The sequence below is a fragment of the Pauljensenia sp. UMB3104 genome, from assembly GCF_030217285.1.
GTDB lineage: Bacteria > Actinomycetota > Actinomycetes > Actinomycetales > Actinomycetaceae > Pauljensenia.
Genome location: NZ_JASONN010000034.1, coordinates 1 through 12,947, shown reverse-complemented (window position 1 = coordinate 12,947; position 12,947 = coordinate 1). Strand labels below are relative to the sequence as shown.

Below are 12,947 nucleotides of genomic sequence, written 5' to 3'. Positions count from 1 at the left end.
GTACCCCCAGCCGGATTTGAACCGGCGTTAACGCCGTGAGAGGGCGTCGTCCTAGGCCGCTAGACGATGGGGGCCTTCACTGAAACTCTCGTTTCAGATCGCTGGGGTACCAGGACTCGAACCTAGAATGGCTGAACCAGAATCAGCTGTGTTGCCAATTACACCATACCCCATTGGGTATCACCCGCTTCGTTTTCACGTCGCTGGCGACAGGAGATAACTGTAGCGGACCGAGGCCCCCATGCCAAATCGAAGGCCAGTGGTCCCGATCACCCACCCCGTACCCCCTGCCAACCATGCGTTCCCGAGCGCGACGAAGCCCCAGCCTCGTCCCAGAAAAAGGACACGAGGCCGGGGCTAAGCGCAGCGATCAGGCCAGGGAGGCGCGCAGGGAGCGCAGGCGGGCCAGCGAGGACTGCCGACCCAGGATCTCCATGGACTCGAACAGCGGCGGGGAGACCTGGCGTCCGGTCACGGCGACGCGCAGCGGGCCGAAGGCCAGGCGGGGCTTCACGCCCATCTCATCGACGATGCGAGCGCGCAGGGACTCCTCCAGCGAGGTGGTCGTGAATTCGCCGAGGCCCTCGACGGTCTCGATGGCGGCGTCTAGAACCTCCGCTGCGTTGTCCTTGAGCTTGGAGACGGCCTTCTCGTCCATCTCCAGCGCGTCGTCAGCAACGAAGAGGAAGCCAAGCATGCCGGAGGCCTCACCGAGCACCTGGATGCGCGTCTGGATCAGCGGGGCGGCCTCGGTGAGGATCTCGCGCTCACGATCGGTCAGCGCCTCGAAGGAGTCAGCCGACACCAGCTCGTCGCGATGCAGGAAGGGAACCAGGCGACCGCGGAAGTCCTCGCCGTCCAGCAGACGAATGTGCTCGGCGTTGATGGCGACGGCCTTCTTCTGATCGAAGCGCGCCGGGTTCGGGTTCACATCCGAGATGTCGAAAGCCTGGGCCATCTCCTCCATGGAGAAAATGTCGCGGTCCGGGGCAATCGACCAGCCCAGGAGGGCCAGGTAGTTGTTGAGACCCTCGGGGATCATGCCGGCAGCCTTGTGCAGCAGCAGGTTCGACTCGGGGTCGCGCTTGGAGAGCTTCTTGTTCCCCTCACCCATGACGTAGGGCAGGTGGCCGAAGCGCGGCATGAACTTCGCGACACCGATCGCTTCGAGCGCACGATACAGGACAATCTGGCGAGGCGTCGAGGAGAGCAGGTCCTCACCGCGCAGCACGTGGGTGATCTCCATGAGCGCGTCGTCGATGGGGTTGACCAGCGTGTAGAGCGGATGGCCGTTGGCGCGCACGATGACGTAGTCCGGCACGGAGCCAGCCTTGAAGGTGATCTCGCCGCGGATCAGATCCGTGAACGTAATGTCCTCGTCGGGCATGCGCAGACGCAGGACCGGCTTGCGGCCCTCGGCGCGGTAGGCAGCGATCTGCTCCTCAGTCAGGTTGCGGTCGAAGCCGTCGTAGCCGAGCTTCGGATCCTCACCCTTGGCGCGGTGGCGTTCCTCGATCTCCTCGGGGGTCGAGTAGGACTCGTAAGCGTAACCGGCCTCAAGCAGGCGGGCGGCCACGTCACGGTAGATGTCCATGCGCTCGCTCTGGCGGTAGGGGCCGTGCGGGCCGCCCTTTCCGATACCCTCGTCCCAGTCGAGGCCCAGCCACTGCAGGGACTCGATGATCTGGTCGAAGGACTCCTGGGAGTCGCGGGCGGCATCCGTGTCTTCGATACGGAAGACGAAGGTTCCTCCCGTGTGGCGGGCGTATGCCCAGTTGAACAGGCACGTACGGACCATGCCGACGTGAGGGGTTCCAGTGGGCGAGGGGCAGAAGCGGACGCGAACGTCGGCACCGGTGGCAGTTGTTTCACTCATGATTCCTCCATCCTACTCCAGCGGTGGCTGTTGCATTTGCTTGATGGGTGGGCGCGCTGCGACGCGTGGTGGGAGCGCGGATACCCTGGTTGCATCACAGGGATCGGCGCGCGCCGCATCCACCGACTCATCCAGGAGGGCACCGTGTCCGTTCGACTCTTTTCCGACTCCCACCTCTACCGCACCGGATCCCTCAAGTGGACGGGCATCACGACCGCGAGCGGTGAACCGACGATCGGCGCATGGGTGGCGGAGATGGACTTCGGGACGGCGCCGGAAGTGGCCGACGCGATGAAGGGAGCGATCGACGACGGTTTGCTCGGCTACCAGCCGACCTGGCTGGAGCCGCGCCTGGCTGGGGCGACCGCCGAGTTCCAGAAGCGTCGCTTCGGCTGGGATGTGGACGCCTCGCACGTTCGCCTCGTGGCCTCGGTCCTGCCCGCGCTCGAGGCGACGATCGATCACCTGGTGCGCCCAGGCGCCCCGATCATCGTGCCCACGCCCGCCTACATGCCTTTCCTAACGATTCCGGGCAAGTTCGACCACCCCGTCATCGAGGTTCCCTCGCTGCGCGGCACGCGCGCCGGGGGCCATGGCTGGGCGCTCGACCTGGAGGGGATCCGCGCCGGGCTCGAGGCCGGGGCCGGCCTGGTCATCCTGTGCAACCCGTGGAACCCGGTCGGCCGAGTCCTGCGCGAGGAGGAGCTGCGCGCCCTGCACGACGTGGTCGCACAGTATGACGCCCTCGTCTTCTCCGACGAGATCCACTCCTCCCTGGTGCTGGATGAGTCGATTCCCTTCGTTTCCTACGCCTCTCTCGGCCCCTCGTTTGCCTCCCATACGGTGACTGCGACCGCCGCGTCGAAGGGCTGGAACATCGCAGGACTGCCCTCCGCTCAGGTCATCCTGCCCGACGAGGCGCTGCGCGAGCGCTGGGACGTGTTCGCCGCCGACGTACGCCACGACGCCAACGTGATCGGCACGCTCGGCGCCATCGCCGCCTACGAGCACGGCGACGCCTGGCAGCGCGAGGTCAAGGACCTGATCCGCTCCAACGTGGACCTGGTCGAGCGCGCCCTGGCCGACACCCCGATCGACTTCGTGCGCCCCGAGGGCACATACCTGACCTGGTGGGGCTTCGAAGGCGTCGACCTGGGACCGCTCTCCCCCGCCGCGACGCTGCGCGAACGCGCCCACATCGCCGCCAACGAGGGCCGCACCCTCGGCACCGACTACGCCTCGTGGGCGCGCATCAACCTGGCGTGCGCCCCCGACGTGGCCTCGCGGATCGTGGAGCGGGTCCTCGGCCTGCTCTAAGCGCCTTCTACACGAAACGAGGCCGTGGCCGGGAACGGTGGTTATCCACCTCCCGACCACGGCCTCGTCTGCTCTGTGCGTTCAGGCTGTCAGGGCCACCTCGATACCTGCGACCACGGTCTGGCGGGCGGCGGAGGCCGCCTCGACGACGGCGGTCGGATCCGTGGGGGCGTCGGCAAACGACAGGTCGGAGACGACCGACATTCCGGCGACGCGTACGCCGAGCGCGTGCAGGGTGATGGCCTCCATGACGGTCGACATGCCCACGCAGTCCACGCCCAGGCCCGCGAGGATCCGGGTCTCAGCCATCGTCTGATACTCGGGGCCGCGCAGGATTGCGTAAGTTCCCTCGCGTTGGCAGACCCCGCGCAGCGCATCCGTCATCTGAGCGTCCCACACGGCCGACACGTCCAGGAACAGCGGCCCGTCGAAGGGCGAGGCGCCACTGAAGTTGACATGATCGGTGATCGCCATGACGTCGCCCAGGTTCCAATCCTTCAGGCAGCCGTTCGCGTTCGTGAGAACCGCGCGGCTGATACCCGCGGCAACCGCAGCTCGGGCGAGAGCCGTGACGGGACGAGGCCCCAGCCCCTCGTAGAGGTGGGTACGGCCCGTGGCCACGAGGACCACTCCCCCGCGCGTCTTATACGCGCGCAGCTCGCCGCCGTGCCCGTCCGCGACAGGCGCGACGACGCCGGGGATGTCGCCCAGGGCAACGGTGGCGACGGGCGCATCCCAGGCCTCGTCGAGAGCCTCGGCCAGGCCGGAACCGAGGACAACGAGCGCGTCGGGACGTCCCGCAAGGGAGGTGAGGACCCGGGCGCCGGCCTCGGCCTCGTCATCCAAGAGAGCCTGAGTGAAGCGCGGGTCGACGCTCACTGCTCGCCTTCTTCCACGCCCTGCGCGTACGTGCGCGAGGGCAGCTTCTCCTGCGCGCGCACGCGGCCCGCGCTAGTCAGCCAGTAGCCGACGAAGCCCACAACCATCGCCAGGAGGATGCCGATGTTGGCGCCCGCCCAGTCACCCTCACGGCCGCCGAGGGGCCCAAGGAGGTAGCCCTGCCAGGACAGCCAGGAGGCGTTCGCGTTCACGACGAGGCCCCAGCCCACGAGCGATCCCACGATCAGGGAGGCCACAGCACCCAAGTTCACCGAGCCGTAGCGACCCGACGGAGTGAAGAGCGAGGGCTCGTCGTAGTCCTTGTGACGCAGCGCGATATCCGCCAGCATGACACCGCCCCAGGCGGCGATAACGACGCCCAGGGTCGTGAGGAACGCCGTGAAGGGGGTGAGGAAGGAGTCCGCGAAGAACACGACGATAATCGTGCCAACCGTCATGATCGTCCCATCAATAGCCGTGGCAACCGGGCGCGAGACGGGCACGCCTGTGGCCAGCAGCGACAGGCCCGAGGAATAGATGTCCATGACGATGCCGCCGATGAGGCCCAGAATCGCAACCAGCGCGAAGGGAATGAGGAACCAGGTGGGCAGCAGCGTCGTGAGCGCGCCAATCGGGTCATTACCGATCGCCTCGGAGAGGGACTCATCGGCCGAGCCAACCAGGAGGATGCCGAAGAAGACGAGGACGACCGTGGGCAGCGCCGCGCCCAGCGTCGTCCAGCCGACCACGCCCCGCGTCGAAGCAGCGCGCGGCAGGTAACGCGAGTAGTCCGCAGCCGCGTTAATCCAGCCGAAGCCGAAGCCCACGAGGAGCATGCATCCCGCGCCAAGCACCGCAGTGAGCGGCGCGGACGGACGCGAAGAGAGGACCGCGAAGTCAATCGTCGGCGCGACCAGCACCAAGTAAACGATCGTCAGGGCCGCGGTGGCCCAGGTGATCCACGTCTGGACCTTCATGATCGCCTCGAAGCCGAGGATGCCCGAGCCGGCCGCCAGGACGACGACGAGGATCAGCGCGATGATCTGGGCGACGACGTGGTTCGTGAAGCCGAGCGCTCCCATGACCGTGGCCGTGGCCTGGACGGCCATGATCGCCAGGAAGGTCTCCCAGCCCACCGTCAGGATCCACGAGATCGCCGCGGAAATCCGGTTGCCGTTGAAACCGAAGGCCGCGCGCGACAGGACCAGCGTCGGGGCGGAGCCGCGCTTGCCCGCGATGGCGATGAGGCCACACACGACGAACGAGAGGGCAACACCCACGACGGACACGACGATCGCCTGGGTGAGGGAGAGCCCGAAGCCGAGGACCCACGAGCCCCACGAAATACCCAGGACCGAAATATTCGCCGCGAACCACGGCATGAACAGGTCAGAGGGTTTTCCCTTGCGATCGGATTCGGGGATGACGTCCAGGCCTGCCATTTCGACGGCCAGAGCGCCCGATGACTGGGGTTCGCTCACGGTGTGCTCCTATGCGACGGAGATATTGTCAGAACGACGTAATCCTATCACACAGGTCACACGATCAGGCTCGGACGACAGGATTCGTCAGACTTCCAATGCCCTCGATCTCAATCTCGACTCGGTCGCCAGCCTGAACGAGGCCTGCACCCGCAGGCGCGCCCGTCGCGATGACGTCGCCGGGCAGCAGCGTCATCTGTCGGGACACGTAGGACACCAGCTCGAAGGGACTCCAGATCATGTTCGCCGTCGAGGAGTCCTGAGCGATCTCTCCGTTCAGATAGGAGCGCAGCGCCAGGTTGGTGACGTCGAGGGCGGGGTCGACCGTGATCCACGGGCCCAGCGGGCATGCCGAGTCGAAGGACTTGCCGCGAGACCAGGGGCCACCCGTCATCGCATCGCGGGCGGTCGCGTCGTTGGCGATCGTGTAACCGAGGATCACCTGCGGCGCGTCCTCCACGCTCACGTCCTTCGCCAGAGACTTGATGACAATCGCGAGCTCACCCTCGAAAGCAACCTTGTTCGACCAGGCGGGGATCGCGATCGGATCGTCGGGGCCCACGACCGAGGTGTTGGCCTTGAGGAAGATCGGCGGTTCGGGGCGCTCATCCGCCGGAATCGGGGTGCCCGAGTAGTTATCGCCGATACCCACGACCTTCGAGCGCGGGATCACCGGGGAGAGCAGGCGCACCTCGTCCAGCTCGTAGATTTGGCCGGAAGGCTCCACGGGCGAGAACAGCGGGTCACCCTTGAGGCCCACGATCCTCGTCGAGCCCTCCTCAAGGGCGCCGTACACCGGGTTCGTACCATCGGAAAAACGTGCGATTCTCATGCCGGTAGCCTAACGCAGGCTCGCGAGCGTTGCGCCGAGCAGCGCCGACAGACACGACGCCGGGTGCGCGGCACGAGATGTGACGGCGCACCCGGCGAGGTGGTCAGTGGGAATTACTTCTTCTTGTGCTTGGGGCGCTTCCAGACGCTGCCGGGAACGTCGCCGGGCAGCAGCGGGTTCTTCTCGCCCACGAAGACGGGGTCCTCAATGCCGCCTCGACGCTGCGTCTCGTAGTCGCGCAGCGCGCCGAGAACCCAGCGGGAGAGGAAGACCAAGGCGACCAAGTTCGTGATCGTCATGACCGCCATCGCGATGTCGACGGCGTTCCACACGACGTCCAGGGTCAGGAGCGCGCCGATCGTCGCAGAGAGCACGCACACGACGCGCACGGTCCAGCTCGCCCAGCGGGCATCCCCGAACACGAAGGACATGTTCGTGTCGGAGTAGACGTAGGCCGCGATGATCGAGGAGTAGGCCAGGACGAAGATGAGGATCGCCATGGGGACGATCGTCCACGCGCCCAACTCGTGGGCCACGGCCAGGGTCGTCAGGTTCGAGGGGTTCACGTCCGCGCTGCCCCACACCTTTTCGCCCGCGATGAGGATGACGAATGCGGTCGCGGTGCACACGACAATCGTGTCGATGAAGACGCCCAGGGACTGGATGAGGCCCTGGCGCACCGGGTGGGATACGGTCGCGGTCGCGGCGGCGTTGGGAGCGGTACCCTGGCCGGCCTCGTTGGAGAAGAGGCCGCGCTTAGTGCCGTTGATCATCGCGGCGATGATGCCGCCGCCCAGGCCGCCGACGGTTGCGTCCATCGAGAAAGCCGAGGTGAAGATCTGGCCCAGAACGGTGCCGAACTGCGTGATGTTCATGAGGCAGACGATGGCGACCATGATGACGTAGACGGTCGCCATGATCGGGGCCATCCACTCGGTGACGCGGGCGACGGTGCGAATGCCGCCGAAGATGACCATCGCGGAGAAGACGAAGATGAGGCCGGCAACCGTAAGCTGTGCGGCCGAGAAGCCGCCCGCACCGGGCAGGGGCTGCTTGGCGGCCTCACCGAAGGCGCTCGTGAGCGTGCCCGCGATCGCGTTGGACTGCACGGAGGTGATGACGACGCCGCAGGTCACGACGGTGATGACGGCGAAGATGTTGGCCAGGACGCGGTTCTTCATGCCACGCTTGATGTAGTAGGCCGGGCCGCCGCGGAAGGAACCGTCGGAGTGCTTGACCTTGAAGATCTGTGCCAGCGTCGCCTCGAAGAACGCGGTCGCCATGCCGACCAGGGCCACGACCCACATCCAGAAGATCGCGCCCGGACCGCCGAACATGAGCGCCGCGGCCACGCCGAACACGTTACCGATACCCACGCGTGCGGCCAGCGAGATCGCGAAGGCCTGGAAGGAGGAAATGCCGCCGTCGGCGCCCTTGCGCGAGCCGAGGACCGTGCGCACCATCTCCGGGAACAGGCGCAGCTGCACCGCGCGGGAAACGACCGTGAGGACCACGCCCACGCCGATCAGAATAAAGATCGTCAGGTGCATCGTGATCCAGTCAGCGATCTGCTGCTCGATCTGGGCAATTTGTTCCACAGGAGCCTCCCGGGGTGTCTATCGACGAGGCCATGGTTGCGTCGCGGGGCCTCGCGCGCTTCGCGGGACGCGCCCGCGCGTTGTAATGGGACCCGTTCATCTTGCCACAGGGCTTCGCGCCTGGCAGGCGACGTCTCGCCACGCGCACGGCCGCGCATCTCCGCCTGACCGGCCCCGGCCTCGTCGATGAGCTGCGGGAAGGGCCCGGCGGTGCGCGGACGCAGACGTGGGCGCACTCTGGGACAATGGGAGTATGAGCGCGACTTTGAACGAGATCCTGGACGACCTGGAGGACGAGGGACGTCTGGGCGACGACGATGCCCTGTACGAGGCCTTCGTGTCCTGGGCCGAGGGTACCGGCCGTCCGCTCTACCCCCACCAGGAGGAGGCCCTGGTGGAGATCCTGGCGGGCAACCACGTGATTGCGGCGACCCCCACGGGGTCGGGCAAGTCGATGATCGCGCTGGCCGCGCACTTCACGTCGATGGCGCACGGGGGCCGCTCGTACTACACGGCGCCGCTCAAGGCCCTGGTGTCGGAGAAGTTCTTTGATCTGGTGTCCCTGTTTGGCGCCGATAACGTCGGCATGGTGACCGGCGACGTGTCTCTCAACGCCGACGCGCCCATCATCTGTTGTACGGCCGAGATTCTGGCGAATCAGTCGCTGCGCGAGGGTCCCACGCTGGACGCGGACATGATCGTCATGGACGAGTTCCACTTCTACGGGGACCGTCAGCGCGGCTGGGCGTGGCAGGTGCCGCTCCTGGAGCTGAGGGCCCCGCAGGTGGTCGCGATGAGCGCGACGCTGGGCGACACCACACGTTTCGAGCGCGCATGGAAGGAGCGCACCGGGCGCGACGTGTCCCTTATCGACGACGCGGAGCGTCCCGTGCCCCTCGAGTTCGAGTACGTCGTGGACCGCCTGCCCAACACGGTGGAGCGACTGCTGGGCGAGGGCCGCTGGCCCGTCTACATCGTGCATTTCTCCCAGCGCGACGCCGTCGCGACCGCGCAGTCCTTTGACCGTTCCTCGCTGATTTCGCCCGAGCAGAAGAAGGCGATCGCCGCGCAGCTGGCGGGTGTGTCGTTTACGAAGGGCTTCGGGCAGACCCTCAAGTCGCTGCTTGCGCAGGGCATCGGCGTGCATCACGCGGGCATGCTGCCACGCTACCGCCGCCTCGTCGAGCGTCTCACCCAGGCGGGCCTGCTGCCGATCGTGTGTGGCACGGACACTCTGGGGGTCGGCATCAACGTGCCGATTCGCACGGTGCTGATGACGTCGCTCGTGAAGTACGACGGTCGGCGCATGCGCCACGTGAGCGCGCGCGAGTTCCACCAGATCGCGGGGCGCGCTGGACGCGCCGGCTTCGACACGGTCGGTTTCGTGCGAGTCCTGGCCCCCGAGCACGAGGTCGACGCCGCCCGTGAGCGCGCACGCCTGAGCGCCGCACAGGAGGCCGCACGCGACGCCCGCGAGGCCAAGCGCGCCGCCAAGAAGTCCGCGAAGAAGCGCAAGGGCCCGGGCGAGGGCGAAATCTCGTGGACACGCTCGACGTTCGAGCGCCTCGTGGACGCGGCTCCCGAGCAGCTGACGAGCCGTTTCGAGATGACGCACGCGATGGTCCTCAATGTCCTAGCCGGTGCGCCCGCGGCCGGGCGCGACCCGGGCGAGCACCTCGTGTGGCTGGCGCGCAACAACGACGATCCGCCCACGGATCGCAACCCGCACCTGCGCCGCCTGGGTGAGATCTACACGTCGATGAAGCAGGCGGGCGTCGTCGAGCACGTGTCTTCCGCCGAGGCCTCGGCGTCGGGTGAGCCTCGCCTGCGCGCGGCCACCGACCTGCCGGATGACTTCGCGCTCAACCAGCCGCTCTCCCCCTTCGCGCTGGCGGCGCTCGAGCTACTGGACCCGGAGTCCCCGACCTTCGCCCTGGACGTCGTCTCGGTCATCGAGTCGGTCCTGGAGGATCCGCGTCCGCTCCTGTTCGCGCAGGAGAAGGCGGCGCGCGCCGAGGCCGTGGCCGCGATGAAGGCGCAGGGCATGGAGTACGACGAGCGCATGGCCGCCCTGGAAGATGTGACGTGGCCGCGCCCGCTGGCCGATCTGCTGGGCGACGCGTTCGCCGTGTACCTGCACGCGAACCCGTGGATCGAGGATCAGGAGATTTCCCCGAAGTCGGTCGTTCGCGAGATGATCGAGAACGCGCTGACGTTCACGGGGATCGTGGGCCGCTACGACGTGGGCCGCTCCGAGGGCATCGTGTTGCGCTACCTGACGGACGCGTACCGGGCGCTTCGCCAGATCGTGCCGGACGAGCTGATGACGGACGAGCTGCGTTCGATTATTGCCTGGCTGTCCGCGCTGATCCGCGCGGTGGACTCCTCGCTGCTGGACGAGTGGGAGGCCATGTCCACGGGTCAGGCCTTCTCCCCGGAGGCCGAGGGAGTGGGCACGGAGGGCGCGGAACTGGCGTTCGGCGCGCGGGAGGACGGCACCGTTCCCTTCAGCGCGAACCGTCACGCGTTCCGCACGACGATCCGTGGTGCCCTGTTCGAGCGCGTGGAGGCGATGAGCCGCGACAACGTTGAGGCCTTGGCGCGCCTGGACGAGGCCTCGCGCACCCCGGTGGTCGCACCGTGGGGCAAGGACGAGTGGGACGCGGCGCTGGAGCGTTACTGGGCGGAGCACGAGTGGATCGGCATCGACCAGCGTGCGCGCGCCCTGTCACTGTGTTCCCTAAACGAGGCCCCGACCCGCGAGGACGTGCTGGAGCTGGCCCCCGCTGTGGTTTCCTCTGATTTCGAGCGCGCCCAGGTGGCGCGCATCGAGGCGATCGCGGACGCGTTGGATCAGGCTGCGCCGGGCACGTTCTGGCTGGCGACGCAGACCCTGTTCGACTCGGAGGAGGACATGGACTGGCGCATCGTGGCCCTCGTGGACGTGCCCGCCTCGGACGAGGCGAACCGCGTCGCCCTGGCGACGATCACCGTCGGGGTGAGATAGATCCTTCATCATTCGAGGAACCAGGCGCGTCATGCAGTGAATACATAGTCTCCGCGCGTCCTTTCCCGAGGAATCCGAGGATCTCATCCGACAAAACTCTCTCGCCTTCCCACAGACGCAGCGATAGCACGAGGTTCATCAACAAACCGTGGGAGAGGAAGAGCCTAGCCTGTTGCGCATCCATCCCGACGTCTTCTCGCAGGACGCGGTACACACGTGCAAAGCTATCGCGGGAGAGTTGCCCGAAGCGCGGATCGGATCCCATCATGAATAGGCGCACGATCATCATGAATGTGTCGTGGTCTTTCACGATCTCCGCGTACATGTCCCCTAGCAATTCCCGACGTTCAGCATCGGTAGAATCCGCCGCTACGGGCGCCTCAGCAAAACGTCGACACAGCTGCTCAACAACATACGTAGCAGCCTCCTCGAAAAGTGTTTCCTTCGACCGGAAGAAACGCACGACATACGCCTGACTGACGCCTGCCTCGCGCGCGATCGAGTCAGTCGTGGCCGCGGCGTAGCCAACCCGCGCAAACACACGGACAGCAGCCTCCAGCATGAGCGCCTTGCGTTCATTGGCTGGCATACGAGTCGCGGCCATTCCTGTTCCTCCCAATCTCGGCGATATGGACAGTCTATCCGCGCGCGTAAGCTCGAACTGTCTCGACAAACGCAGCGCGGTAAGCAGGAGTATCAACATCCTGCTCAATGCGGCCAAGCATCAGAGATTTGGTTAAGCGAATCCCCACGAAGCCCAGGACCATACTCTTCCACCGCCAGATCAGACCACCGAAGATGCGGTAGATAAACGAAGGAGCACGGGAGGTAACGATGAGTGCCGCGGTCTTATCTTTCAGCAGGCCCTGGCTCTTACCGTCGACATACCGGTACCCGAATCCCGGCGTGAGAGTGCGATCAAGGAAACCTTTCAGAATCGCCGGTTCAGCAGACCACCAAATCGGGAAGCTGAACACGAGGTGATCGGCCCAGGCTATGTACTCCTGATACCGCTTGGGACCGCTTTCGTCCTCCATGTGCTGGCGGTATCCGTAGCGCAGAACGGGATCAAAATCCTCTGTCGCCAGGTCAATCATGCGCACGTCATGCCCGGCGCTACGCGCCTCATCAGCGTAAGCCGTTGCGAGCTCATGCGAGTAGCTTCCCTCGTCAGGGCTGCCCTGAATGACAAGAATCTTCATATTCTCCCCTTTGTTGTAATCGGTTGATTACAACTGTAGTGCGAAGACCCCGCCCACACAACACAAGAGGTCTCAAAGAGCTGAGAGTTACACCCGGAGAGGAGCAGTAGCATCCTCTCACCTCAAGAGGGGCAGCCACCATTCCGACTTAGAATCGATATTGCCCCGCCGTCCGAGTTATCCTCGCCGCGCGGGCCTCTCTCCAAGCTCCTGCTGGAGCCGCACAAGGTATCCGTCGGGGTCCTGGATGAGGAACTGCCGGACGCCGATCTCTACGTCGCCCGCCCGGTACCACTTCTCTTCGGGTTCGACGAAGATCGGCCATCCTGCCTCTGCGATGCGCTGTAACGTACCGTCCAGATTGTCGACCTGAACCTCGAAGTTGATACCCCGACCAAGGGGGAACTCAAGGGGACCTGTCGCCCACGTCCTACCCTGGTCGATCTGGTCGAGCATCAGGTGCGCGTTACCCAGGACGAGGTAGCCGAATCCTTCCTCAGGCCGCTCATAGCAAAGGGAAAAACCGACGAGGTCGCACCAAAAACGGCGCGATGCCTCGTAATCGGTGACGGTAAGTTCAGGGACAAGCCCCGGCTCGTTGCTCATAGTCTCACTCTAGCGGCCTCGGACGAGACCATGTCTGGGAGATGAACAGACCGTCAGCGCCGGGACGCCTTACGGATCAGCCAGTCCGCGCCCGCGAAGAGCGCCATGAAGAGCAGGGCGCCAATCAGGATCGCCACGATGTTGATGGC

At 65.8% G+C, this 12,947-nt stretch carries 10 protein-coding genes and 2 tRNA genes; 2 read left to right on the top strand and 10 right to left on the bottom strand.

Annotated features, from left to right (window positions below; all coding sequences use genetic code 11):
• Position 1 precedes the first annotated feature (1 nt).
• From QP415_RS10265 to gltX, 3 genes are all read right to left on the bottom strand, one after another.
• Positions 2-74: transfer RNA gene (locus tag QP415_RS10265), tRNA-Glu, on the bottom strand.
• 27 nt (positions 75-101) lie between these two features.
• Positions 102-173 (bottom strand) — tRNA-Gln (locus QP415_RS10260).
• 197 nt (positions 174-370) lie between these two features.
• The gene (gene gltX / locus QP415_RS10255; RefSeq protein ID WP_285099951.1) at positions 371-1,876 is read right to left on the bottom strand and encodes a glutamate--tRNA ligase; all 1,506 of its coding nucleotides are present in this window, start codon (positions 1,874-1,876) and stop codon (positions 371-373) included.
• Between the two features lie 144 nt (positions 1,877-2,020).
• Here gltX and QP415_RS10250 point away from each other — a divergent pair, with 144 nt between their 5' ends.
• Entirely contained in the window at positions 2,021-3,193 is a 1,173-nt protein-coding gene (locus QP415_RS10250; protein WP_285099950.1) for a MalY/PatB family protein, read from the top strand.
• An 81-nt stretch (positions 3,194-3,274) separates the two neighbouring features.
• Here the strand turns inward: QP415_RS10250 and QP415_RS10245 are convergent, their stop codons facing one another.
• From QP415_RS10245 to QP415_RS10230, 4 genes are all read right to left on the bottom strand, one after another.
• Positions 3,275-4,072, bottom strand: coding sequence for a purine-nucleoside phosphorylase (locus tag QP415_RS10245; protein WP_285099949.1), 798 nt, complete (start codon positions 4,070-4,072; stop codon positions 3,275-3,277).
• Positions 4,069-5,514 carry a purine-cytosine permease family protein gene (locus QP415_RS10240; RefSeq protein ID WP_285099952.1) on the bottom strand — a complete coding sequence of 482 codons (1,446 nt, stop codon included), beginning with the start codon at positions 5,512-5,514 and terminating at the stop codon, positions 4,069-4,071. Before QP415_RS10240 ends, QP415_RS10245 begins: the two co-directional genes overlap by 4 nt.
• Before the next feature lie 103 nt (positions 5,515-5,617).
• A complete protein-coding gene (locus tag QP415_RS10235; protein ID WP_285099948.1) occupies positions 5,618-6,385 on the bottom strand; it encodes a fumarylacetoacetate hydrolase family protein in 768 nt (255 codons plus the stop codon).
• A gap of 113 nt (positions 6,386-6,498) precedes the next feature.
• Positions 6,499-7,983, bottom strand: coding sequence for an alanine/glycine:cation symporter family protein (locus QP415_RS10230; protein WP_082157754.1), 1,485 nt, complete (start codon positions 7,981-7,983; stop codon positions 6,499-6,501).
• Positions 7,984-8,236: 253 nt separating this feature from the next.
• Between QP415_RS10230 and QP415_RS10225 the strand changes: the two genes are divergently transcribed.
• Positions 8,237-10,990 (top strand): DEAD/DEAH box helicase, encoded by a 2,754-nt coding sequence (locus QP415_RS10225; protein ID WP_285099947.1) that lies wholly within the window; start codon positions 8,237-8,239, stop codon positions 10,988-10,990.
• Here the strand turns inward: QP415_RS10225 and QP415_RS10220 are convergent.
• From QP415_RS10220 to QP415_RS10210, 3 genes are all read right to left on the bottom strand, one after another.
• A complete protein-coding gene (locus tag QP415_RS10220; RefSeq protein ID WP_285099946.1) occupies positions 10,971-11,594 on the bottom strand; it encodes a TetR/AcrR family transcriptional regulator in 624 nt (207 codons plus the stop codon). The genes QP415_RS10225 and QP415_RS10220 overlap by 20 nt on opposite strands.
• A 34-nt stretch (positions 11,595-11,628) precedes the next feature.
• The gene (locus QP415_RS10215) at positions 11,629-12,192 is read right to left on the bottom strand and encodes an NAD(P)H-dependent oxidoreductase (protein WP_285099945.1); all 564 of its coding nucleotides are present in this window, start codon (positions 12,190-12,192) and stop codon (positions 11,629-11,631) included.
• Positions 12,193-12,369: 177 nt separating this feature from the next.
• The gene (locus QP415_RS10210; protein WP_285099944.1) at positions 12,370-12,798 is read right to left on the bottom strand and encodes a bleomycin resistance protein; all 429 of its coding nucleotides are present in this window, start codon (positions 12,796-12,798) and stop codon (positions 12,370-12,372) included.
• Positions 12,799-12,947 lie beyond the last annotated feature (149 nt).

Coding starts and splice junctions, on each gene's coding strand:
- QP415_RS10215 (WP_285099945.1), bottom strand. CDS start 12,192: ATGAAGATTCTTGTCATTCAGGGCAGCCCTGACGAGGGAAGCTACTCG.
- QP415_RS10220 (WP_285099946.1), bottom strand. CDS start 11,594: ATGGCCGCGACTCGTATGCCAGCCAATGAACGCAAGGCGCTCATGCTG.
- QP415_RS10210 (WP_285099944.1), bottom strand. CDS start 12,798: ATGAGCAACGAGCCGGGGCTTGTCCCTGAACTTACCGTCACCGATTAC.
- QP415_RS10240 (WP_285099952.1), bottom strand. CDS start 5,514: ATGGCAGGCCTGGACGTCATCCCCGAATCCGATCGCAAGGGAAAACCC.
- gltX (WP_285099951.1), bottom strand. CDS start 1,876: ATGAGTGAAACAACTGCCACCGGTGCCGACGTTCGCGTCCGCTTCTGC.
- QP415_RS10225 (WP_285099947.1), top strand. CDS start 8,237: ATGAGCGCGACTTTGAACGAGATCCTGGACGACCTGGAGGACGAGGGA.
- QP415_RS10235 (WP_285099948.1), bottom strand. CDS start 6,385: ATGAGAATCGCACGTTTTTCCGATGGTACGAACCCGGTGTACGGCGCC.